The 19,491-nt window shown below is 39.1% G+C and carries 14 protein-coding genes; 2 read left to right on the top strand and 12 right to left on the bottom strand.

Annotation, left to right across the window (positions count from 1 at the left end; genetic code table 11):
• Positions 1-116: 116 nt before the first annotated feature.
• The 5 genes from ACYQ21_RS04235 to ACYQ21_RS04215 form a co-directional block, all read right to left on the bottom strand.
• Positions 117-1,913: a heavy metal translocating P-type ATPase gene (locus tag ACYQ21_RS04235; RefSeq protein ID WP_460055558.1), complete on the bottom strand. Its 1,797-nt coding sequence runs from the start codon at positions 1,911-1,913 to the stop codon at positions 117-119.
• 360 nt (positions 1,914-2,273) lie between these two features.
• A complete protein-coding gene (locus ACYQ21_RS04230) occupies positions 2,274-2,549 on the bottom strand; it encodes an HU family DNA-binding protein (RefSeq protein ID WP_460055555.1) in 276 nt (91 codons plus the stop codon).
• Positions 2,550-2,683: 134 nt separating this feature from the next.
• Positions 2,684-3,256, bottom strand: coding sequence for a YpmS family protein (locus ACYQ21_RS04225; RefSeq protein WP_460055552.1), 573 nt, complete (start codon positions 3,254-3,256; stop codon positions 2,684-2,686).
• On the bottom strand, positions 3,246-4,109 hold the full coding sequence (locus ACYQ21_RS04220; protein WP_460055549.1) for an SGNH/GDSL hydrolase family protein: 864 nt from the start codon (positions 4,107-4,109) through the stop codon (positions 3,246-3,248). The genes ACYQ21_RS04225 and ACYQ21_RS04220 overlap by 11 nt, the downstream gene beginning before the upstream one ends.
• Before the next feature lie 66 nt (positions 4,110-4,175).
• Complete coding sequence (locus tag ACYQ21_RS04215) at positions 4,176-5,006, bottom strand: DegV family protein (protein ID WP_460055546.1); 831 nt, start codon at positions 5,004-5,006, stop codon at positions 4,176-4,178.
• A 230-nt stretch (positions 5,007-5,236) separates the two neighbouring features.
• Here ACYQ21_RS04215 and trhA point away from each other — a divergent pair, with 230 nt between their 5' ends.
• The gene (gene trhA, locus ACYQ21_RS04210; protein ID WP_460055543.1) at positions 5,237-5,878 is read left to right on the top strand and encodes a PAQR family membrane homeostasis protein TrhA; all 642 of its coding nucleotides are present in this window, start codon (positions 5,237-5,239) and stop codon (positions 5,876-5,878) included.
• Between the two features lie 75 nt (positions 5,879-5,953).
• Here trhA and ACYQ21_RS04205 read toward each other — a convergent pair whose 3' ends face one another.
• Positions 5,954-9,076, bottom strand: coding sequence for a DNA polymerase III subunit alpha (locus ACYQ21_RS04205; RefSeq protein WP_460055540.1), 3,123 nt, complete (start codon positions 9,074-9,076; stop codon positions 5,954-5,956).
• A gap of 222 nt (positions 9,077-9,298) precedes the next feature.
• On the opposite strand from ACYQ21_RS04205, the gene ACYQ21_RS04200 reads away from it, so the two are divergent.
• Positions 9,299-9,490 (top strand): YjzD family protein, encoded by a 192-nt coding sequence (locus ACYQ21_RS04200; protein WP_460055538.1) that lies wholly within the window; start codon positions 9,299-9,301, stop codon positions 9,488-9,490.
• Between the two features lie 41 nt (positions 9,491-9,531).
• Here the strand turns inward: ACYQ21_RS04200 and ACYQ21_RS04195 are convergent, their stop codons facing one another.
• The 6 genes from ACYQ21_RS04195 to ACYQ21_RS04170 all read right to left on the bottom strand — a co-directional run bounded on the left by ACYQ21_RS04195 (position 9,532) and on the right by ACYQ21_RS04170 (position 19,489).
• The gene (locus ACYQ21_RS04195; RefSeq protein ID WP_460055535.1) at positions 9,532-10,950 is read right to left on the bottom strand and encodes an IS1182 family transposase; all 1,419 of its coding nucleotides are present in this window, start codon (positions 10,948-10,950) and stop codon (positions 9,532-9,534) included.
• 107 nt (positions 10,951-11,057) lie between these two features.
• Positions 11,058-12,404 (bottom strand): APC family permease, encoded by a 1,347-nt coding sequence (locus ACYQ21_RS04190; protein WP_460055532.1) that lies wholly within the window; start codon positions 12,402-12,404, stop codon positions 11,058-11,060.
• Between the two features lie 179 nt (positions 12,405-12,583).
• Complete coding sequence (locus tag ACYQ21_RS04185) at positions 12,584-14,785, bottom strand: glycoside hydrolase family 31 protein (RefSeq protein WP_460055529.1); 2,202 nt, start codon at positions 14,783-14,785, stop codon at positions 12,584-12,586.
• 4 nt (positions 14,786-14,789) lie between these two features.
• Entirely contained in the window at positions 14,790-16,418 is a 1,629-nt protein-coding gene (locus ACYQ21_RS04180; RefSeq protein WP_460055527.1) for a glycoside hydrolase family 13 protein, read from the bottom strand.
• 13 nt (positions 16,419-16,431) lie between these two features.
• Entirely contained in the window at positions 16,432-18,189 is a 1,758-nt protein-coding gene (locus ACYQ21_RS04175; RefSeq protein WP_460055524.1) for a glycoside hydrolase family 31 protein, read from the bottom strand.
• Between the two features lie 64 nt (positions 18,190-18,253).
• Complete coding sequence (locus ACYQ21_RS04170) at positions 18,254-19,489, bottom strand: ABC transporter substrate-binding protein (protein ID WP_460055521.1); 1,236 nt, start codon at positions 19,487-19,489, stop codon at positions 18,254-18,256.
• Positions 19,490-19,491 lie beyond the last annotated feature (2 nt).

The raw sequence follows: 19,491 nt of genomic DNA, 5'->3' as shown, positions 1-19,491 counted from the left end.
AATCCCGCAGTTTGCTTTCATCTGACGCTGCAACCTTATCACGCTCTCGGCGTGACTTAAAGGACTTTCGTCTATTATAACAAATTGATGGCTAAAAACCAATAGGTTCCAAGCGTTTATTTTCTATCTTTCAGTGCTTTCAAAGCGTAAAGGATTGAAACGGTATCAATCACTTCTTGGAGCAGAGCACCAATGATGGCAGGGAGGACACCTGTTGAAGCAATCAGCATGAGTGCAATACAAATGAAGATACCGATTAAAACGGCCTCTTTCGCGACTTTCATCGTCTCCCTAGAAATTTTGATGCTCTCAGGTACAAGATTTAAGTCATTTCGCAAGACGACAACGTCAGCACTTTCACTGGCGACTGTTGAGCCACTGGCACCAAGGGCAATCCCAACATCAGATAAGGCAAGGGCTGGCGCATCATTAACGCCGTCTCCGACCATGACCATAGGTCGATGCGTTTCTGGCAATGCTTTTAAGATACCAATTTTTTCACTTGGCATGAGTCCTACATGCATTTCTGTAATCCCTAGTTCACCCGCAACCAGTTCAGCAGTTTTTTCATTATCACCTGTCAGCATCAAAATGTGTTGGACATCTTGAGCTTTCAAGCGTTCAATCACGTGTTGAGATTCTGGTCGAATTTTGTCTTCAAACAAGATTTTTCCGATAAAGACATCATCTTCACTGATGAAAACAGCTGTGCCAGTCACTTTTTCATCTGCTGCATTGGCAAAGTTTGCACGACCGATACGATAGGTTTTAGTGTCAATGATACCGCTCAAGCCAAGACCAGTTGATTCTTTTAAATCTGATACTTCTAAAAGTGTCAAGCCTTTTTCAGTGGCGAGTTTGACCAATGATTTAGCTAAAATATGGTTACTTCCGATTTCTAAGGCAGCTGCGATTTGAAGTAAATCATTTTCTGAATACGTTACCACCCCAGGCGTAATCGATTTGACCTGTAAAATACCAGTCGTTAAGGTGCCTGTTTTATCAAAAGCGACCGTCTTGGCAAGTGACAATTTTTCAATCGTCGTGCCATTTTTAACGAGTAAGCCATTACGCGAGCTCCGGCTCATACCACCGACAAAAGCAATCGGTGCCGCCAAAATCAAAGGACATGGACTTGCGACAACTAGCACTTCAGCAAAACGTGTCATACTACCAGAAACAAGCCAAGCCGCTCCTGCAATCAACAAGGACACAATCGTAAATGGCACGGCATAACGGTCTGCCAAACGGACAAACTGGGCAGGCGTTGCTTCACTTTCTTTGACCAATTGAACGATTTTTTGGTACTGACTGTCGGATGCTTTTTTGCTCGCCTTAATCAAGACGGCTGTTTCACCATTGACACTACCAGACAAAACGTCATCGCCAACTGCTTTCGTAACTGGTTCAGACTCCCCAGTTAGAGACGATTCGTCAAACCAGCTATCGCCCTCCAAAACAATCCCATCAATCGGCACAACTTCACTTGCCTTAACGAGCAAAACATCGCCAATTTCAATCTCATCAATGGGGGTATCTTCATAACCATCGCCAACTTTTTTATGAGCAAAGGTTGGTGAATTTTCTAGCAGTTTATGCAGTTCACGACTTGCACGGTGGGCTGCGTAGTCCTCTAACGACTCCCCACCAACAAGCATGACAATGATAATCAAACTTGCCCAGTATTGACCAATGACCAAGGTTGAAATAATTGCGATAATAGCGAGTAAGTCAACGCCATAACGACCGCTGCGTAATGTCTTAATCATCTCAATAGACATCGAAATAGCCAAAATCGCCCCCGAAACTGTCACAAGTAAACGTGTCATCGTCGGCTGCTTAAAGCCAAAATCTAATACTAATGCAATAATTGCGATAATAAAAGTGAGGGACAGTTTTTGCCAATTTTTCATAATTATAATATCTCATTTCTAAAAATCTCTTAGATTAGTATAGCATAAAAGCCTTAAAAATAGTATTCTTACATTTGTTCAACTAAACAGAGAATTTCCTTTATCACGTTTTTGTTTTAAGATGTATCCAGAAAACAATAAGATGCTTTTACAGTTTTCAAAAATGTTTTACTTAGTAGCGTGTCTTCACATCTGCTATCAGATAATTAATGAGATTAATGTTATTGACACATCATAAAAAATGACCTCTAATCAAACTGATAACTCCTACTTTTGAAAGTTATTTTCTACACTTTCCTATTTCAGCGCAACAAAAAAACAACCACAGAAGACTGTGATTGCTATATTTTGAACACTGAATTATTTAACAGCGTCTTTCAAAGCTTTACCAGCTTTGAATGCAGGAACAGTTGTTGCTGCGATTTTGATTGATTTACCAGTTTGTGGGTTACGACCTTCACGAGCTGCACGTTCGCGAGTTTCGAATGTACCAAAACCGATGAGTTGAACTTTTTCACCTTTTGCAAGGAATTCAGAAACTGAAGCGAAAACAGCGTTTACTGCTTTTTCAGCATCTTTTTTAGTCAGATCTGCAGATTCTGCAACTTTTGCGATTAATTCTTGTTTGTTAGCCATTTTAAAAATGTCCTCCAATAATTATTTTTACCCTTAGGCAAACTTTATTATAGCAAGTAACTGCCATTAAAGCAAGTAAAAATGCTACTTCTAACACTTTTTATAGAAATTTTTACATAAAAATCGCTTTTTTGCTATTTTTGCATGAGATTAAAGACAAATTTATCATTTTTCAGATCAAGTTTACTGGCTTGCAAGAACGTATCCTTAGCAATCGCAATTTGCGGTAAATCAATTAAAATTTCTTGTTTTTCAGATTTAATCATGACAAATTTAGGTAAATCATATGTCCCTTTGATATAGTTTAAGACAGTCTTAGCAGGTAAACTCAAAGTCCCTATTGAGATGCTAGTCACTTTCAGATTGACTGACCCATCATTTAAGGCATAAGGCTCAAAATAGACATACAAAGGGATATCTTTCCCAAATAACTGGTAGGATCCTTCAAGAACGGCTTTATCTGAGAGATAAAATTTATAAGACATCTTCTTATCTTGAAAATCTCCTAAATATTTGTTAATGACCGTATTCAGTTGCTCAGTATTGGTTGAGATTTCTGCTGCTTTATTCACGCCTTTGATGACGCTCACTTTATCCAATACTTCTTGATCACGATGTTTGGTTACTTGAAAACCAACGACCGCAACGAGTGCGATATTGATGGCAAGTATGAATAAAAAGAGATATTTCCAATAATTATTTTTCATTATGGTGCTCCTTGTAAACCTCAGTTACTGCGTCACTCATGATTTGATAACCGATATTATTAGGATGGAAACGATCTTCCTCAAACAAGGCATTATTTGTAATTGTTTGAACATCTCCTTCACTAGTTGTCACGCCCTTACTACCATTTACCCCCTGATACAAAAGGTCATTAATCGGTACAAAGTACACCTTCTTTTGCTGGGCAATGATTTCCTGTGTTGCTTGATTCCAACGGTCAATGATATCTTGCATCTCCGTGATATCAGGGAAATTGAGGTAAAAAGGATTATAGATGCCGAGAACATAAACTTGTGCCTCTGGATTATAATCTCGGATAAAGGCAAAGATTGCCATCAACTGTTTTTGATAGGCTTGAGCAGGCTTATCAAATGATTTTTCTGTCAAATCCGTGAGCTGCGTTCTAATCACTTTCATGACATCATTGCCACCAACAGTGATGGTAATCACATCAGCCTTCTTAAGCGCCGCTTGAATTTTCTTTTGTTTGGTCATGCGCTTGTAAATTTGAGTAGATGTATTGCCAGCAACGCCAAAATTTTGCGACACGACATCCACAGCAGAAATTTCACCCATAGCATTGGCAAACAAAGGAATAAAGCCTCCTTGATTGGTTTGATCCCCAACACCTTCTGTCAAGGAATCGCCGATAGCGACATAGTTCAGACGTTTCTGAGTCAGAGCAGATTTCAACTCTTTATTAGAAAGTCCTGATCCTGCAGGTCGAATTAAAAAATGACTAACGCCAGTATAGATGGCAAAAATTGCCACCACGAAGACAGCAATTTCAATCAACCAACGGCGCACACGCCCTTTGAACTTATTTTTTTCCATAGTTTTTCCTATTATGTGTTCATGTACTAACTGTGTAACTAGCACTGTCAAGCAACCAACAACTCTCTATTCAAACTCAATCATGAGCGCCCAAGCACCTGAACCGGTATGTGTCGCAACCGTTGAGTTAGTATCTAGGATTGGAATTTTTTTATCAACAAAAGGTTGTAATGTGTCTCTCATTTGCTCAGAGAAAGTCAAGTTTTCCGCATGGGAAATCCCAATCTCTTTGATCTTTCGATTTGTGATTTTATCTACAAATTCATCTAACCATTTTTGGAAAGTCTTATTGCCGCGACCTTTTAAAATCGGATCTAGTGATGTATCGACTAGTGCCATTACCACCTTAATGTTCAAAAGGCCACTCAGAACACCTGTCACACGATTGACACGGCCACCTTTAACCAAATTATCAAGGTTAGAAATTCCGATGAAAAGCTCCGTATTCTCTTTTGTTTTTTCAATCGCTATTAAAATCTCTTCTTTCGTCGCACCCTTCGCTGCCAATTTCGCTGCTTCAATGACTTGGAACTTCAATCCTTGGTCGATAAAGTCGCTATCAATCACTGTCACATCTGCATTCGAGAGCATAGCACCTTGCCGCGCCGCTTCTACTGTGCCTGATAAAGCTTTCGTCAAATGGATACTGATGATTTGGCTGCCGTCTTCTGCTAGTTTATCGTAAGTTTCCGAGAATACCCCAACTGGGGGTTGAGATGTTTTAGGCAGATTCTTACTGACCTTCATTTTTGCCATGAATTGGTCAGCTGATAAATCTGTATCCTGATAGAGGACACCATCAATTAATATCGCTAAGGGAACAATCGTAATCCCGTATTTTTCAATCAGTTCTGGTTCAACTGTAATCGTTGAATCCGTCACAATTTTAATCGTCATGCTTAAAAACTCTTTTCTGTCGGAAATGACTAAAAAAATAAAAAATTATTTTCTAGTAATTCCCCAAAATATGTTATACTTGAGATGAAGTGGTTATCAAAACTAGATAGTAGAATTTGAATTACTTCCAAGATTATTATATCAAATTTTGAATAAAATTTCTCAATTCATCCTGTTACAGCTTAAATGTTAATCGCATCATGCCCTCTCAAATAGAAAAAAGGTGTCTTTTGAAAAATTCTAAAGCTTACATCATTACTAACGAAGTCTTTAACGCCGTCACACACGGTATCGGATTTGGCTTGGCAGTCGCAGGGCTGGTTTTGCTCATCTTAAAAGGTATCGCACAACATTCCGCATTACAAGTCGTCAGCTATACCATTTATGGGACAACCCTCGTCCTACTCTTTCTCTTTTCCACCTTGTTTCACAGTCTCATTTTCACCAAAGCCAACCAAGTTTTCCAAGTTTTTGACCATTCTTCCATTTATCTTCTGATTGCCGGAACTTACACGCCTTACTGTTTGATTACGCTCAATGGCTGGTTAGGTTGGGCCTTGTTTGGTATTGTTTGGGCATGTGCCATCACAGGTATCGTGCTTAAATCAGTCTTTCTACCAAAATGGGATCATGTCCCACGCCTATCAACCGTCTTATACGTCATCATGGGTTGGATCATTGTTTTCGCTTTAAAACCACTCTGGCATGCCTTACCACATACTGGTGTCTGGCTACTCTTTGTCGGTGGGATGCTTTATACTTGCGGTGCTTTCTTCTACTCGCTCAAATTCCCTTATGCACACGTTGTTTGGCATTTATTCGTCATTGCCGCAGCTGTGCTCATGTGGATTTCAGTTTATAAATTTATCTAAAAAATACGCCCAAGTCATCCGACAAGAGGCGTATTTTTTTGGTTTTATTTTAGCATTGATAAATTGAGAAGAAAATCATTTATAAACCGCCTTATCCACATATCCCGTCAGGCGTTTCAATAAAATTTCAGACTCGTCCACATAAATGCCTGTCATTTGCGTCGTTTTTGTGGTTTCATTATACAAAATCACAGGTGAATTGCCCGGAAATTCTCTTAAAATCTGGGCGATTTTGACATTTTTGGTCGTGTCTAAAACAGCTAACCAGAGTTTTTTATCCATTTCTTCTACTTTGACTAGTCCCTCAGCTACCAACTGTAAGCGGTCATTCCGCTCTGAAACCTTGCCCGTAATCAGATAAAAATCATTCACCTCAATCTCTGGCAGGAAATGATGATAGCTTTCCGGAAACATGGTCACATCAAGCTCAGCCTTGGTATCCGTCACATTCAAGAAAGCCATGGTCGCACCGTTTTTTGTTCGATGCGTCTTGAAATGCGTCAGTTGCACTAAAATCGTTGCTTTTTGACCCGCCGTAAGCTGACTCACCTCAGTAAAATTACCACGGCGTGTTCTTGCAATCCGCATTAGAGGATGTTCCGTCACTGCCACACCCATCAAATCAAACTCCATCTGATATTTTTCAGCATTGCTGTAATCTTCATAGTCAACATAAGCAAATTTTAAATTTGTGGAGGTTTCCGAAAAGAGATCCGTTTGGAAAACGGAGTTAAATTCCAGTAATTTCTTAAGATTTTCAACTAATTTTCGGCGATTCGGATCAAAATGATCAAAAGCACCAACCTCAATCAAGGGTCTGATGACAGTTTCCTTACGATAATTCTCTGGTAATTTCTGGATAAAATCCTGCAGACCCGAAAATTCCCGACGTTCAATGACCCAAAGGGCTAAATCACGCGGCAAACTCTTAATCGCCCGCAGGCCTAAAAAAATCTGTCCCTTAGATAATTTATCATAGTAGGGCATGCGATTAATCGTTGGTTGTGCCAGTTTAAAGCCTAGATTTTGAGCATCATTGAGCAGCGCGATACGCTTACTATCCCGTAACATAATTTCATAAAAGACATCTGGATAATGTGCTTTGAAATAGGTCATCTGAACTGCTAGAGCACCATAGCCAAAAGCATGAGACCTATTAAAACCATAGTTGGCAAAACGTTCAATCAGTTCATAAATCTCAGTCGCTTTTTCTGTTGTGTGTCCTTTTTTCAAACTACCTGAAATAAATTCAGCTTTTAACTGCTCAAATTCACTGCCTTGTTTTTTAGAAATAGCACGTCTCAGTAAATCTGCACGACCCAGTGAAAATCCTGCAAAAATCTGGGCAACCTGCATGATTTGTTCCTGATAAATCATAATCCCATAGGTTGGTGCTAAAATATCAGCAATCGAATCATCCGGATAAATAACCGTCTCCTCACCATGACGCCGTCTGATAAATTCAGGAATAAAGGCTGATGGTCCAGGTCTGAAAATCGAGGTCGCTGCAACAACATCCGCAAACTCTGTCGGCTTTAATTGGCGCAAAAAATTCATCATCTGAGGGTTTTCAAACTGGAAAATCCCCAAAGTCTGACCCTTTCTGAAAATTTCTAACGTCGCATCGTCATTGAGATCAATTTGGCTGATGTCGATTTGCTGTTCATGCTTTTTCGCAACTAAATCCCGCATGTCATTGATGAAAGTCAGGTTTTTGATACTCAGAAAGTCAAACTTAATCAGACCAATCGCTTCGACATCATGTGCCTCAAACTGAGTGATGGGCAAGGTTTCACCTGGTGCTAAAGGCAGGTAATCTGTCAAGTCATGTGCCGCAAGAACAACACCTGAGGCATGGACAGATTTCTGACGTGGCATGCCTTCTATCTTTTGCGCATAGACAAAGATTTTTTGTAGATGCGAATCGTTAATGATTTCAGCTCTAAAACGGTTATTTTTCTCATATTCCTGGGCGAGATTATCCGAACGACCAATCATACTTGAAACGTGTGAAATTTCAACTTCTGTCATGCCAAAGACCTTGGCAACATCACGAAAACTCTGTTTCATACCAAAAGTAGAAAAGGTCATAATCTGCGCAACATGACTGCTCCCATACCGATTTTTGACATAGGTCAAAATTTCAGCACGCTGATTATCCGGCATGTCGATATCGATATCGGGTAGACTGGCCCGTTCAGGATTGAGGAAACGTTCAAAGAGCAAGTTATTAGCAACCGGATCGACACCTGTGATTTGCAAGGCATAAGCCACGAGAGAGCCTAACGCAGACCCACGCCCCATCCCTGTATAGATCTGTTGTGACCGTGCATAGCGAATGACGTCTGCAACAATCAAGAAATAATCATCGAAGCCCATCTCATGAATGACACTTAGCTCATGGTCGAGTCGCTGTTGATAATTAACTGAGGTTAACTGTCTAGCCTTTAAGAAGTTTTCAGCAGTTTCACGCAATTCATCTGCTGCTGGCTTTTCAGGATTAAAGCGCGGTAGAGCAAGTGTGTCAAGCGCGATATCATAGCTGATTTCTGAAACCAGCCGTTCCAAATTTTTCAAACTCTCCGTATCAAATAAAGCGCGGACTTCGCTTTCCGCCCGTAAATTTTCGAAATGGTTGCTGGTCAAGCTATCATCATACTTGGTGCCATTTTTAATGTGATGTAAAATTGCTAGCGTCTCTGCATCCCCGGCGTTTAGATATCTTACCGTTAAAAAAGGAATGGTCGGCCGCAAAAAGCCTGATGCCATTGGCTGCGCCAAACCGACATAAACATCTTTTGGGGGCAATTGGGAAAGGATACTATCAACAGCTGAGTCAGCGGGAATGATGAGGGCAACGTCGCTCAGATGACTTTGCATGTCTGAAAAATCGTTAAAGCCGAAATTTTTCTTACTCGAAATACTGTAAAGATTTCTAAGCCCGGCATTTGTTTTGGCAATGAAAGTGAAATTGATGGCGAGGCCATCCAACAAAAGTGTTGTTTCATAGCCAATGACTGGTCGAATATCTGCTGCTTGGGCTTGCGTGATGAATTGATGGGCAGCGTGTAGATTGTCAACATCCGAAATGCCCAGCGTTTGATAACCGAGCGTTTTTGCTGCAATGATATAGTCGGTGAGTTTGACCGTAGCATCCATAAAGCTAAAAACGGTTTTCGTATTAAGTTGGGCGTACATCTTAACTCCTTTCATGGTCTTTTATTTCTGTTAGACAACTTGATGCTGTTGGTTACTAGGTTAGAGGTCTCACGAGTTACATCTAGCCATTATTTTTTGATGTTTTTCTTGCAAAATTTCCTTATTTCTATTATACTTTATTTTGAGAGAAGAAACATATCAGGACATATCTAAAATTTTCATTTTCTATTTTAGAAAGCCCTTTAGAAAGCAGATGGTGTTATGAAATTTTTCGTTGTTCTATTTTGGTCATTGATTCTAAGTGAACTTGCTGGCTTTGTTATCGGTAAACTCAATGATACAAGTTTCCAACCTAACTTGCTTGCGATTATTGGTGTTGCCTTCACTGTCTTCATTTTTGTCCTAGACAAAATCGCAATTCCAAAAGATCCAGAAACTAAAACATCAAAATAAGCCTTGGGGTTTATTTCAGACTGCAGGCAAAAGCACAATTCCTAAGCGAATTGTGCTTTTTGATAACTCATAAGCTTAAATATCATCCGAAAATGGGAAATAAACGCCCTCCCTCTATCTCGATTAGCCATGATTTTCGCCATTTTCTTCATGTTCAGACACGCAAAAGTAAGACCAAGTTTCATATGCATCTTATCTCGGCCATTTTCATGTGTATATCTGAGATTGTGGTGCTCTTTGGCAGTCCCAAATAATCGTTCAATCGTTTCTTTTCGTCGATTATAAGTTACTTTACCCCAAGTTGTTAATCGATTCTGCTCAATCTTATCCAGATAAAGCTGCCAAATATGTCTGAATACAGTCTTTTGCTTGGTTTGTGAAAGCGTACATTGTGTCAAAAGCGGACAAGTGATACAGTTTGTTTTAGTCGTACGATATTCCTGATAACCATCACGTCTGGTCGTTTTATAAATCAATTGCTTACCATTTGGACAGATATATGTATTGCTTAAATAGTCGTAACTATAATCTCGTTTGCGAAAAAGTTCCTTTTTCCCACGTGGTCGTGTGTAAGGGAACAATCCCGTTCGACCATCATCTATCAATTTTTTAGCGATGGCAGGTGTTTTATAGCCTGCATCTGCGACAACCGTATCAATTTCTGGAAATTTTTGAATCAGTTTAGCGTACAAATCAAAGAATGTCCGACTGTCATGGAGGTTACCACGATCTGCTGTATAACCTAGTACCCAACCATTAGGATCACAAGCAACTTGAGCCGAGTAAGCAAAAACTTCTTTGTGTTCCCCCTTATGAAACCAACCACTATCAGAATCTGTCGTTGACACCTTATTATTTTTGACGACTTTTTCTTCTGATTTTTTGAAGGCTTTTTTTTCAGATTTTACCCGCAAATCATCAATTTCCTTCTCTAAATTTTCTTGGTAAATCAAATCTTCAACCTCAACTTCTTGATTAACAAATTTATTGCGGTTGGCATGTGCTTTAATGTGGGTACCGTCAAGATAAATCAATTTTGGTTCAACTAATTTCGCCGCAAAAGCTTGATCTAAAATGTGATAGAAAATCTGTTCAAATAAGTCAGTGTCTTTGAAACGCCGGCTATAATTTTTACCAAAAGTCGTGAAATGTGGCACGTCACCTTGAAAATCAAGACCAAGAAACCAACGATAAGCCATATTCACTACGATTTCTTTAATCGTCTGACGCATGCTTTGGATACCAAAGAGGTATTGGATAATTGGAATTTTAAGCAACATAACGGGATCCAGGCTTGGTCTGCCATGTTCAAGACTATATTTATCCACAACTAAATCATAGATAAAGTCAAAATCAACATATCGATCAATATGCCGTAAAAGATGGTCTTGGGGCACCAGATCTTCAAGAGAATAGAAGCCCATTTGACCACGACCAATCATTGTTTGTTTATGAAACATGCCTAAACCTCCCTAATCACTGACTTGATACCTTTATTTTACAAAGAAAAAAGACAAACTTCAAATATTATTGGAGTTTGGTTATCATCTGAGATACCCTCAAAATATCACCTATCTTTTCGACCCTTGAATGCGTATAATACAAGACCACTAAACAAAATCATGCCTGAAACGATGAGATAAATCACGCCATTCGATGCTGTCAGACCACCATATAGAATCATCAGAGCGCCTAAAGTCGCTAAAATCGGACAAACATAGCCAACAATCTTATTTTGAATTAAACCTTTAGATGTTCGAATCATCACGCCAACATATAAACCGCCATAAAACAGATACATAATCACGATTGGTATGGATGAAATATCAATGCCTAATTTACTGATGCTAGGCACTACGATAGACAAATAATGAATACCCAACCAAATCAAAGTCAGGACAAAACTAAAGAAGGCAGATAAGATGGAAATGCTGAATTTGGGATGCAGTACGGCTATCTTGTCACTATAAGGTAGTTCCTGTCTTAAAGCCAAGAAATACGGGGCACGAATATTCGCCACGACTAAGCCATTAAGCGTCCCCAGAACAGAGATAATCACCGCAACCAACATAAGTCGCTCCCCCACCGGTCCAAACAAACGCTCAGCCGCTGCAGAAAAAGCTAAATCTCCCATTTTCATAATCTCACCAGGCCCAATCATCAAGGAAATGCCGACAAAATAGCTGACATAGACTGTCAAAATAATAAGAGGACTAATGATGAGTGCCAAGGGTAAATTGCGTTTCGAGTTTTTGATTTCATGACCAATGGACGGCGCAACAGCCCAACCGTCATAAGAAAAAGCAACAGCTACGATGGCACCTGTTGACGATAACACAACTGGCAAAGTAATCGTATGTGATGAAATAGCATGTGGGTCCCCAAAAATTAAGCCACAAATGGCAATCAAAAACAAAGGCATTAATTTAATAAACATAGATGATGTCTGAAAAATCTCTGATAGTTTACTCGACAAAAGATTCATGCCATAAATAGCTATTAAATAGACTAAAGTCATCAGCCAGATACCATATGTCGCACTACCTAAGAAAGGAAAAAGCGCCAAAGTATAGTTGGCTGCCACAAAGGCAACAATCGCAACTAACGCCGGAAAATAAACCGTACTCTGAAACCAACCCAGTAAAAAAGCAAACAATTTACCAAAAGCTTTTTCTGCATACGAAATAAGCCCTCCTGCATCATCAGTCAGCTTAGCCCATTCTGAAATGGTAATCCCACCAAATATAATACCGAACGCCCCTAATAACAAGACGAGACAGCCCATCATGACATTACCGTTAGTTTGAATTAGAATATCATCCGCTTTGAAAAAAATTCCTGAGCCGATCACAATCCCAATAATCATCGCAATCGACATCAAAAGGCCAAATTTGCGTGTTTTCTCTTGTTTCATTTGTCTCCTATTTTCGCCACTTACATATTTTTCGTAAGCGGTTCCGCTAAAACATTATAAACTACTTTTGATGTTTTAACAAGCGAAAATGTGGAGAAGTATATAAATAAATTTTGTGAATATAAAAAACGCCTGTCTTATTGTTGACTAGGCTATTTTTCTTTTAACTCCCTTATAGATTAAACATCTCTTGATTTATCAGAATAAATTAATTCGAACAAGGTATTCTTCAGATTTTGATTATCTAATCGCTGAACAAATGCCATCCGTTTATCAAAATCATCTAAGTGCGTTAATTGCGCATAAATCTTATCCTTCTCAACATAAGCAATCTCGGCAATATCTAAACGGTGTAGCAAATCAGATGCAAAATGCCAATCAAATTGCGGTTCAAATTTCTGTAAATCTACTTCAATATCACCTTGAACATCTTTTAAGATAATTTGTCCAGCAAATTCGATGGTATGATAGCGTTCTGTTTTAAGTTTTTCTGTTAATTTAAGTTTTTGATTGATAACTTCTACGGTTGTTTCGTTCTCTTCTTCAAATAAAACATAGCTATTATCTGCGCCTGGAAAAATTTTCCAGATGATATGTTGTGGCACATCAGATTTTACTAATGGGTTAGCATCCATAGGCACAATAGCCCCTGCTTTTGCAAATACAGGGTAGGCTGTTGTCTCTCTAAAAACTCTGAGTGTCACATCTCCTTTATAAACTTGTCCAGTAAAGAAATCATACCAAGTGCCTTCTGGCAACCAAACTGATACTGAGGCGGATTGTAACTCACTTACTATTTTTTGTGTGATAGGTGCAACCAGCAACTCTGAACCAAAGAAATATTGATTTTTAACCTCATAAGCTGATACTTCCAAAGGATATTCATAGTACATCGGTTCAACCAAGGCGCGACCTTCTGTCGCTGTCCGCACATTTGCTGAATAAAGATAGGGTAGCAAGGCATGACGCAGTCGCAAAATTTTTGTCATAGTTGCTTCAATCCCCATCTCAAAATGCCATGGCTCTTTGCTGGTAAATGCTGACTTTGATGAATGCATGCGATTGATTGGCGAAAAAACACCGTATTGTAGCCAACGCAAGGTCAACTCAGCATCTTTGATACCAGCCATATGACCGCCAATATCATGACTCCACCATGTATAGCCGATATTTGTCGCTGTATTTGTAAAATAAGGTTGAAAATCTAAGCTCGCCCATGAAATAATGGTATCTCCTGAAAAGCCAATCGGATAGCGATGCGAACCGGGGCCTGCATAGCGACTCAAAATGATTGAACTAGCAGTTTTTTTCTGGGTATCCCGATATTGATAATGATTCAGCAACCAAAGCGGATCTGCACCTGACCGTGAGACAGAGCCTTGTTGCCAATCCAACCACCAAAAATCAACACCATCTTGCTCCAATGCATCATGTACCACGTCAAAATAAGCTGCTCGAAAGGCTGGATTTTCAAAATTAAAAACGGCAGGAATTTCTTTTGTTGCATCAAGTCCTAAACGCTTGGCGACGGTAGGATAAACAGTTTCAAAAGCACGCACGCCATCCGCTGGATGATCGTTTAATGTGACTGCTAACCCTTTATCATGTAATTTTTGGATAAAACCTTTAGGATTTGGGAACCATTTTTTATTCCATGAGTAACCTGTCCAACCTGAACCGTATTTAGTAGGAACATCTGACACACGGTGCCAATCCATATCAAGGACTGACACAGATAGGGGAATCCCTTTGGCTTCAAATTTATCCACTAAAGCCAAATAACTTTCTGCCGTATAATCATAAAAGCGACTCCACCAATTTCCCAAGGCAAACCGTGGTAAAAGTGGTGTTGGCCCTGTTAAATGATAATAATCTTTCAAAGCTGCCCGATAATCACGTCCGTAGGCAAAAAGATAGAGATCTACTTGATTATTAGAAGGTTCAGATATATCATCAGTCTCTGTCAAGGTCAAGCTATCATCTGTCAAGATAGCAAAGCCATTCTGAGACATGATGCCTGAGTCTAAGTCACAAGCACCATCAATATTATCAAGTGTTCGTGTTGTGCCACCTAGATTTCCAGTAATCGCTTGACCAAAATACCAGCGATTGGCATAATCTGAGAATGAAAACTTCATGTCCGCATACAAGCTACTCTCTGTAAATTGACCTCCTTCATAGTATAGATGAACATGCTCGGTTATGATTTCAAGATGATTCGGCTGTTTGATGACTTCAAATTCAATTGACGCAAACTCCCGATTCAAAACGATTTGTGTTGATCTATCTTCAAAAATCCCTGTATCTGAGTACTCTATCCGAATCAAAGCATCTGTTAAGACAGTAAATCTTGCATTGTCAAAAATGATTGTTTTTTCCATCTGCTTATCCTTTCAATTTCACGACAAATGCTTCATAAGGACGCAATAATTTGTTATTTAGATCAAGACTCAAATCTGTCATATTTGCAATGATTAATTTGTCAACCTCACCATCAAAAGTGAAAAGATTGGATTGCTCTGAAAAATTCGCGACAATTAACCATTTTTCGCCTTGAGAAGCCCGTAGATAAGCAAAAACCTCAGCTTCAGTCTCGTTGATCAATTCAAAATCACCAAACTTAATTAAATCATGCTTTTTCCGAAGTTGAATTAAGCGCTGATAAGTATAAAAAATTGACTGATTATCTGCCAAAGCAGCTGCAACATTAATCGTTTGATAGTTGGGATTGACTGGTAACCAAGGTTCAGCTTTTGAAAATCCTGCATTATCACTTGCATCCCATTGCATCGGTGTTCGTGCATTATCACGCCCCTTCGCATTAATTGAATGAATGATATCAGAAGTTTCAAAGCCCTGTGCCAAGCGTTTCTGATACATATTAATACTTTCGATATCATTGACTTCGGAAATAGTTGATATCGGTCTATTGGTCATGCCAATTTCCTCACCTTGGTAAATGTAGGGTGTTCCCTTCATCATGTGTAGTAAAATCGCAAGCATTTTGGCACTCTCAACACGATAGTCACTATCATTTCCCCAACGAGAAACGATACGGGGTAAATCATGGTTATTCCAGAAAAGTGAGTTCCAGCCTTCATCTCCTAGTTCTGTCTGCCATTTTGAAAAGACTTGTTTGAGTTCAGAAATTTGTAATGGCCGTAAATCCCATTTACTTTTACCAGGAACTTCATCTAGACCAACATGCTCAAACTGGAAAATCATGGATAATTCGTGATGCGCAGGATTCGAGTATTGTTTGGCAATTTCTGGTGTTGCTCCCCAAGTTTCGCCAACTGTCAGCAAATCTTTATCACCAAATGTGGCACGATTCATTTCTTTTAGATAATCATGTAAATGCGGCCCATTCCCAATAATTTTTTGGTCAGGTACTTTACTAATCATATCAATCACATCCATACGGAAGCCACCGATTCCTTTATCAATCCAAAAATTCATCATCTCATAGATTTTTTGTCGGAGTTTAGCATTTTCCCAGTTTAAATCTGGCTGTTTTTTACTAAAGAAATGTAAGTAATACTGTTCAGCTACTTCATCCCATTCCCAAGCACTACCACTAAAAATAGACTGCAAGTCATTGGGTAAGTCACCATTTTCTTGTGCATCACGCCAAACATAGAAATCACGATAGTCACTTGGTTTGGATTGACGTGCTTCTACAAACCACTGATGCTCATCACTGGTGTGATTGACCACCAAGTCCATGATAATTTTGATATCGCGTTTGTCTGCCTCGGCAATCAACTTTTCCATATCAGCCATTGTGCCAAATTCAGACATAATCGCTTCATAATCTGAGATATCATAGCCGTTATCATCGTTAGGGGATTGGTAAACTGGACTTAACCAAATGCCACCGATGCCTAGTTTCTGTAAGTAATCTAAACGAGAAATGATGCCTTGAAGATCACCAATGCCATCGTTATTTGAATCTTGAAAACTACGCGGATAAATTTGATACATGACAATTTCTTGCCACCAATATTTTTTCATCGTCTTCTCTTTTCTATTTCACTTTCTTGTAGACAGGTATATGCCAGTCGTGTTTAAACTGTATCGTTTGCTTGCCGGTAAACTGTTCCCCTGTCCAATAATTCTCCCACTTACCCGCAGGTAAATAAACATCACGTGATGTCATACCCGCCTCAACAATCGGTGCAATCAAAAATTCTGCTCCAAACATAAATTCATCAACAACACCATGCGTTGCACTATCAGCCATGTCATAGTAGGCTAAAGGCATCATTAATGGTCGATTATTTTCAACTGATTTTTTAGCTTCTGCGATAATGTAAGGTTGCAATTCAGCTCTCAATTTATGATAGAAACGTGTTCGTTCCAAAAGATGTTCATCTCCAGTACGTGTCGCAATATGCCAAGGACTGCGTTCATTATTTGTATCTTGCGATGCCATGACTTCCTTAAACTGACCACCATCTGGCTCCGAATGCCACTGCATAATCGGACTAAAACATGCCATCTGAGTTGCGCGCAAATATAAATCGGCATCTGGTAAAGGCCCTGCAAAACCTGCAATATCATAGCCCCAGAAAATAATCCCACTCATGGCAGCAGACAAACCTGCTTTTAGCTGAGCGCGTAATTCTGAAAAAGTTGACTTCTGATCTCCCGCCCATAAAATCGGCGTTGTATGCTGACCAGCAAAGCCTGCACGACTAAATAAAATATGCTGTTCAGATAAAAAGTCAGTATAGGCAGCTGTATAAGTCTGCGGATAGAGATTTTTCATCTCTTTTCCTGACTTGCCATTACTAAAAGTCAAATCATCTCGGTAGATAAACTCACCACCATCAGTTTTGAATCCATCAATCCCAATATCAAGTAAATATTGCCGTTTGGCAAACCAATCTTGACAAGTTTCTGGATTTGTAAAATCTGGAATCATAGCACCTGCAAACCAATTCCCCTCAGGAATTTGATAGGGTTGACCATCATTTTTCTTGACCATGAATTGATGTTTAATCGCATTAGCACGATCTAGCTCATTTTGAGGTGAGATAACTTCATCTTCTCCCTGTAATTTATAAACAGGAATTTGCCAAAGCATCACGCGCAAGCCAGTAGCATGACATTTTTCAATCATCGCCTTAGGATTGGGCCATAAACCTTTTTCCGAGTATTCAAAATCTTCATAAGTCAAATAACCTTCTGACTTTGCCTTATAATTGGCACCATTAAAAATGTAAAAAGTCGCCTCATCACTCCAAGCCTCTAACACAATAACGCCTGCTGGAAAATCATGCTTTTTCAGCAAGTCAAGCTGTGCTTCAACTTTGGCTTGACTATCCCAATGATTAGCAGAAATCCATGGCATAAAGGCATAATCTGGTGGCAAAATAGCTTGACCAAAAATCGCCATGTAATCAGATATAATCTTCGGTGCGTCTCCAGAAAACAACGTAATTTCCGTTCCTAATGGGATATTGGCTTCGATAAAGTCATCTTTGAAAGCAATCTCAAAAGCTTGTCCGGTCGCCGCATAAAGACCAAATCCACTATCTGTCAAGAAAAAAGGTGCAGGATAGTAAGTCTTATCAAATTGTTCGCAGAATTTTTCTTCTACTGCTATCGAAATTCGATGTCCTTTCAAATTTAAAGTATGATAACGCTCGCCACAGCCAAAAGCTGCTTGATATGTCAAATCAATGCGCAAAACACCTGTTGGATCATAGGTTAAATGCACATCTTGATTTTCAATCGAAAATGTTTGAGATGTTTGACTGTCTAAAATAAATGTTGCCATTTTTCCTCCTTCTTAGTGAAAGAGGCTGAGTGAGCTATATTTCACCCAGCCTCTTATTACTTATTTACTTAAATTCTTTTTGTAAAGTGTCTAATGCTTCTTTTGGTGTCACTTGATCAAGCAATACTTTTTGGAATTCTTTATCAGTGGCTTCGCTTAGTTTTTGCCAGTTATTTGATACTGGTGGTAAAACTAATGAATCTAATGATTCGAAAACTGCTTTTCGATTTACTGGTGGTGTGGCTTCTAAATATTTAGAGAGAACATCTTTTGTATTGATAATAGGTAGACTCCAAGAAGCATCAATTCTAATTTTGGCTGCTGCTTCACTCGTACTCATAAATTTCGCCCATTTATAAGCTGCATCAGCATTTTTGGTTTTTTTAGATACAACGATACTATCTGCAAAGAAATGCGTGGCTTTTTCTTTGTTGCCAGCTTCAACTGCAATATCCCATTTAAATGATGCATCAGCAAAAGTACCAAAATCCCAAATTCCTGTATGCACCATTGCTAATTGCCCATTTAAGAATAAATCTTCAGAAGTCTGTCCTGACATTTGCTCTGGTGATGGGCTCACTTTATCCTTTGTAACTAAATCGGTCATATGTGTTAGAGCTGCGATATTAGCTTCACTGTTAATCGCTAGTGTTTTGCCATCGTATATTTTACCATCATTTTGCGCTGCAACTTTGTAAAACTCATTCATCGAAACAGGAGAATAAGTTCCCCAGACATTTTCTTTACTATTGGTTAATTTTTTAGCTGCTGCAACTTCATCTGCCCATATCCAATCACTCGTTGGATAAGCAACGCCTGCTTTATCAAACAAATCTTTGTTGTAATAAGTTACAACATTTGAGAAAGACTCCGTCATACCGTATTGTTTACCATCATATTTCGAAGCATCAAAGGCTTTTTCGTTGACTGCCCCCATATCTAAAGCCTCATCTTTACTGACATAATCACTCAAATCAAGCAAAACATTCTTACTAGCATAGGAAACAAAATTTTCATAATTCATTTCAAATGTATCTGGTGCCTTATCAGCAGCTAACAAAGTCTGTATTTTTGTAAAGTACGTATCGTACGGTACTGTTTGAACCTCTACCTTGATCTTCGGATTTTCTTTCTCAAATGCTTTTACCATTTGATCTAATTGTTTTGTATAGTTTGGCGATGAGGTGTAGTTCATATAAGTAATCGTCGTTTCCGACTTATTACTTTTACCATTACTACCACACGCGCCAAGTGTTGCGAGAGTTGCAAGTGCTAGACCTACAAGAACGAGTTTTTTCATGA

Source organism: Pseudolactococcus yaeyamensis (assembly GCF_054658615.1).
Note: the sequence above shows the minus strand (reverse complement) of the source record. Positions and strands in the feature narration are given on the sequence as shown.

Excerpts from the sequence above, each read along its gene's own strand:
- ACYQ21_RS04215 (WP_460055546.1), bottom strand. The coding sequence starts at position 5,006 with ATGACGATTAAAATTGTGACGGATTCAACGATTACAGTTGAACCAGAA.
- ACYQ21_RS04200 (WP_460055538.1), top strand. The coding sequence starts at position 9,299 with ATGAAATTTTTCGTTGTTCTATTTTGGTCATTGATTCTAAGTGAACTT.
- ACYQ21_RS04190 (WP_460055532.1), bottom strand. The coding sequence starts at position 12,404 with ATGAAACAAGAGAAAACACGCAAATTTGGCCTTTTGATGTCGATTGCG.
- ACYQ21_RS04235 (WP_460055558.1), bottom strand. The coding sequence starts at position 1,913 with ATGAAAAATTGGCAAAAACTGTCCCTCACTTTTATTATCGCAATTATT.
- ACYQ21_RS04185 (WP_460055529.1), bottom strand. The coding sequence starts at position 14,785 with ATGGAAAAAACAATCATTTTTGACAATGCAAGATTTACTGTCTTAACA.
- ACYQ21_RS04170 (WP_460055521.1), bottom strand. The coding sequence starts at position 19,489 with ATGAAAAAACTCGTTCTTGTAGGTCTAGCACTTGCAACTCTCGCAACA.
- ACYQ21_RS04225 (WP_460055552.1), bottom strand. The coding sequence starts at position 3,256 with ATGAAAAATAATTATTGGAAATATCTCTTTTTATTCATACTTGCCATC.
- ACYQ21_RS04220 (WP_460055549.1), bottom strand. The coding sequence starts at position 4,109 with ATGGAAAAAAATAAGTTCAAAGGGCGTGTGCGCCGTTGGTTGATTGAA.
- ACYQ21_RS04230 (WP_460055555.1), bottom strand. The coding sequence starts at position 2,549 with ATGGCTAACAAACAAGAATTAATCGCAAAAGTTGCAGAATCTGCAGAT.
- ACYQ21_RS04175 (WP_460055524.1), bottom strand. The coding sequence starts at position 18,189 with ATGGCAACATTTATTTTAGACAGTCAAACATCTCAAACATTTTCGATT.
- ACYQ21_RS04180 (WP_460055527.1), bottom strand. The coding sequence starts at position 16,418 with ATGAAAAAATATTGGTGGCAAGAAATTGTCATGTATCAAATTTATCCG.
- ACYQ21_RS04195 (WP_460055535.1), bottom strand. The coding sequence starts at position 10,950 with ATGTTTCATAAACAAACAATGATTGGTCGTGGTCAAATGGGCTTCTAT.
- ACYQ21_RS04205 (WP_460055540.1), bottom strand. The coding sequence starts at position 9,076 with ATGTACGCCCAACTTAATACGAAAACCGTTTTTAGCTTTATGGATGCT.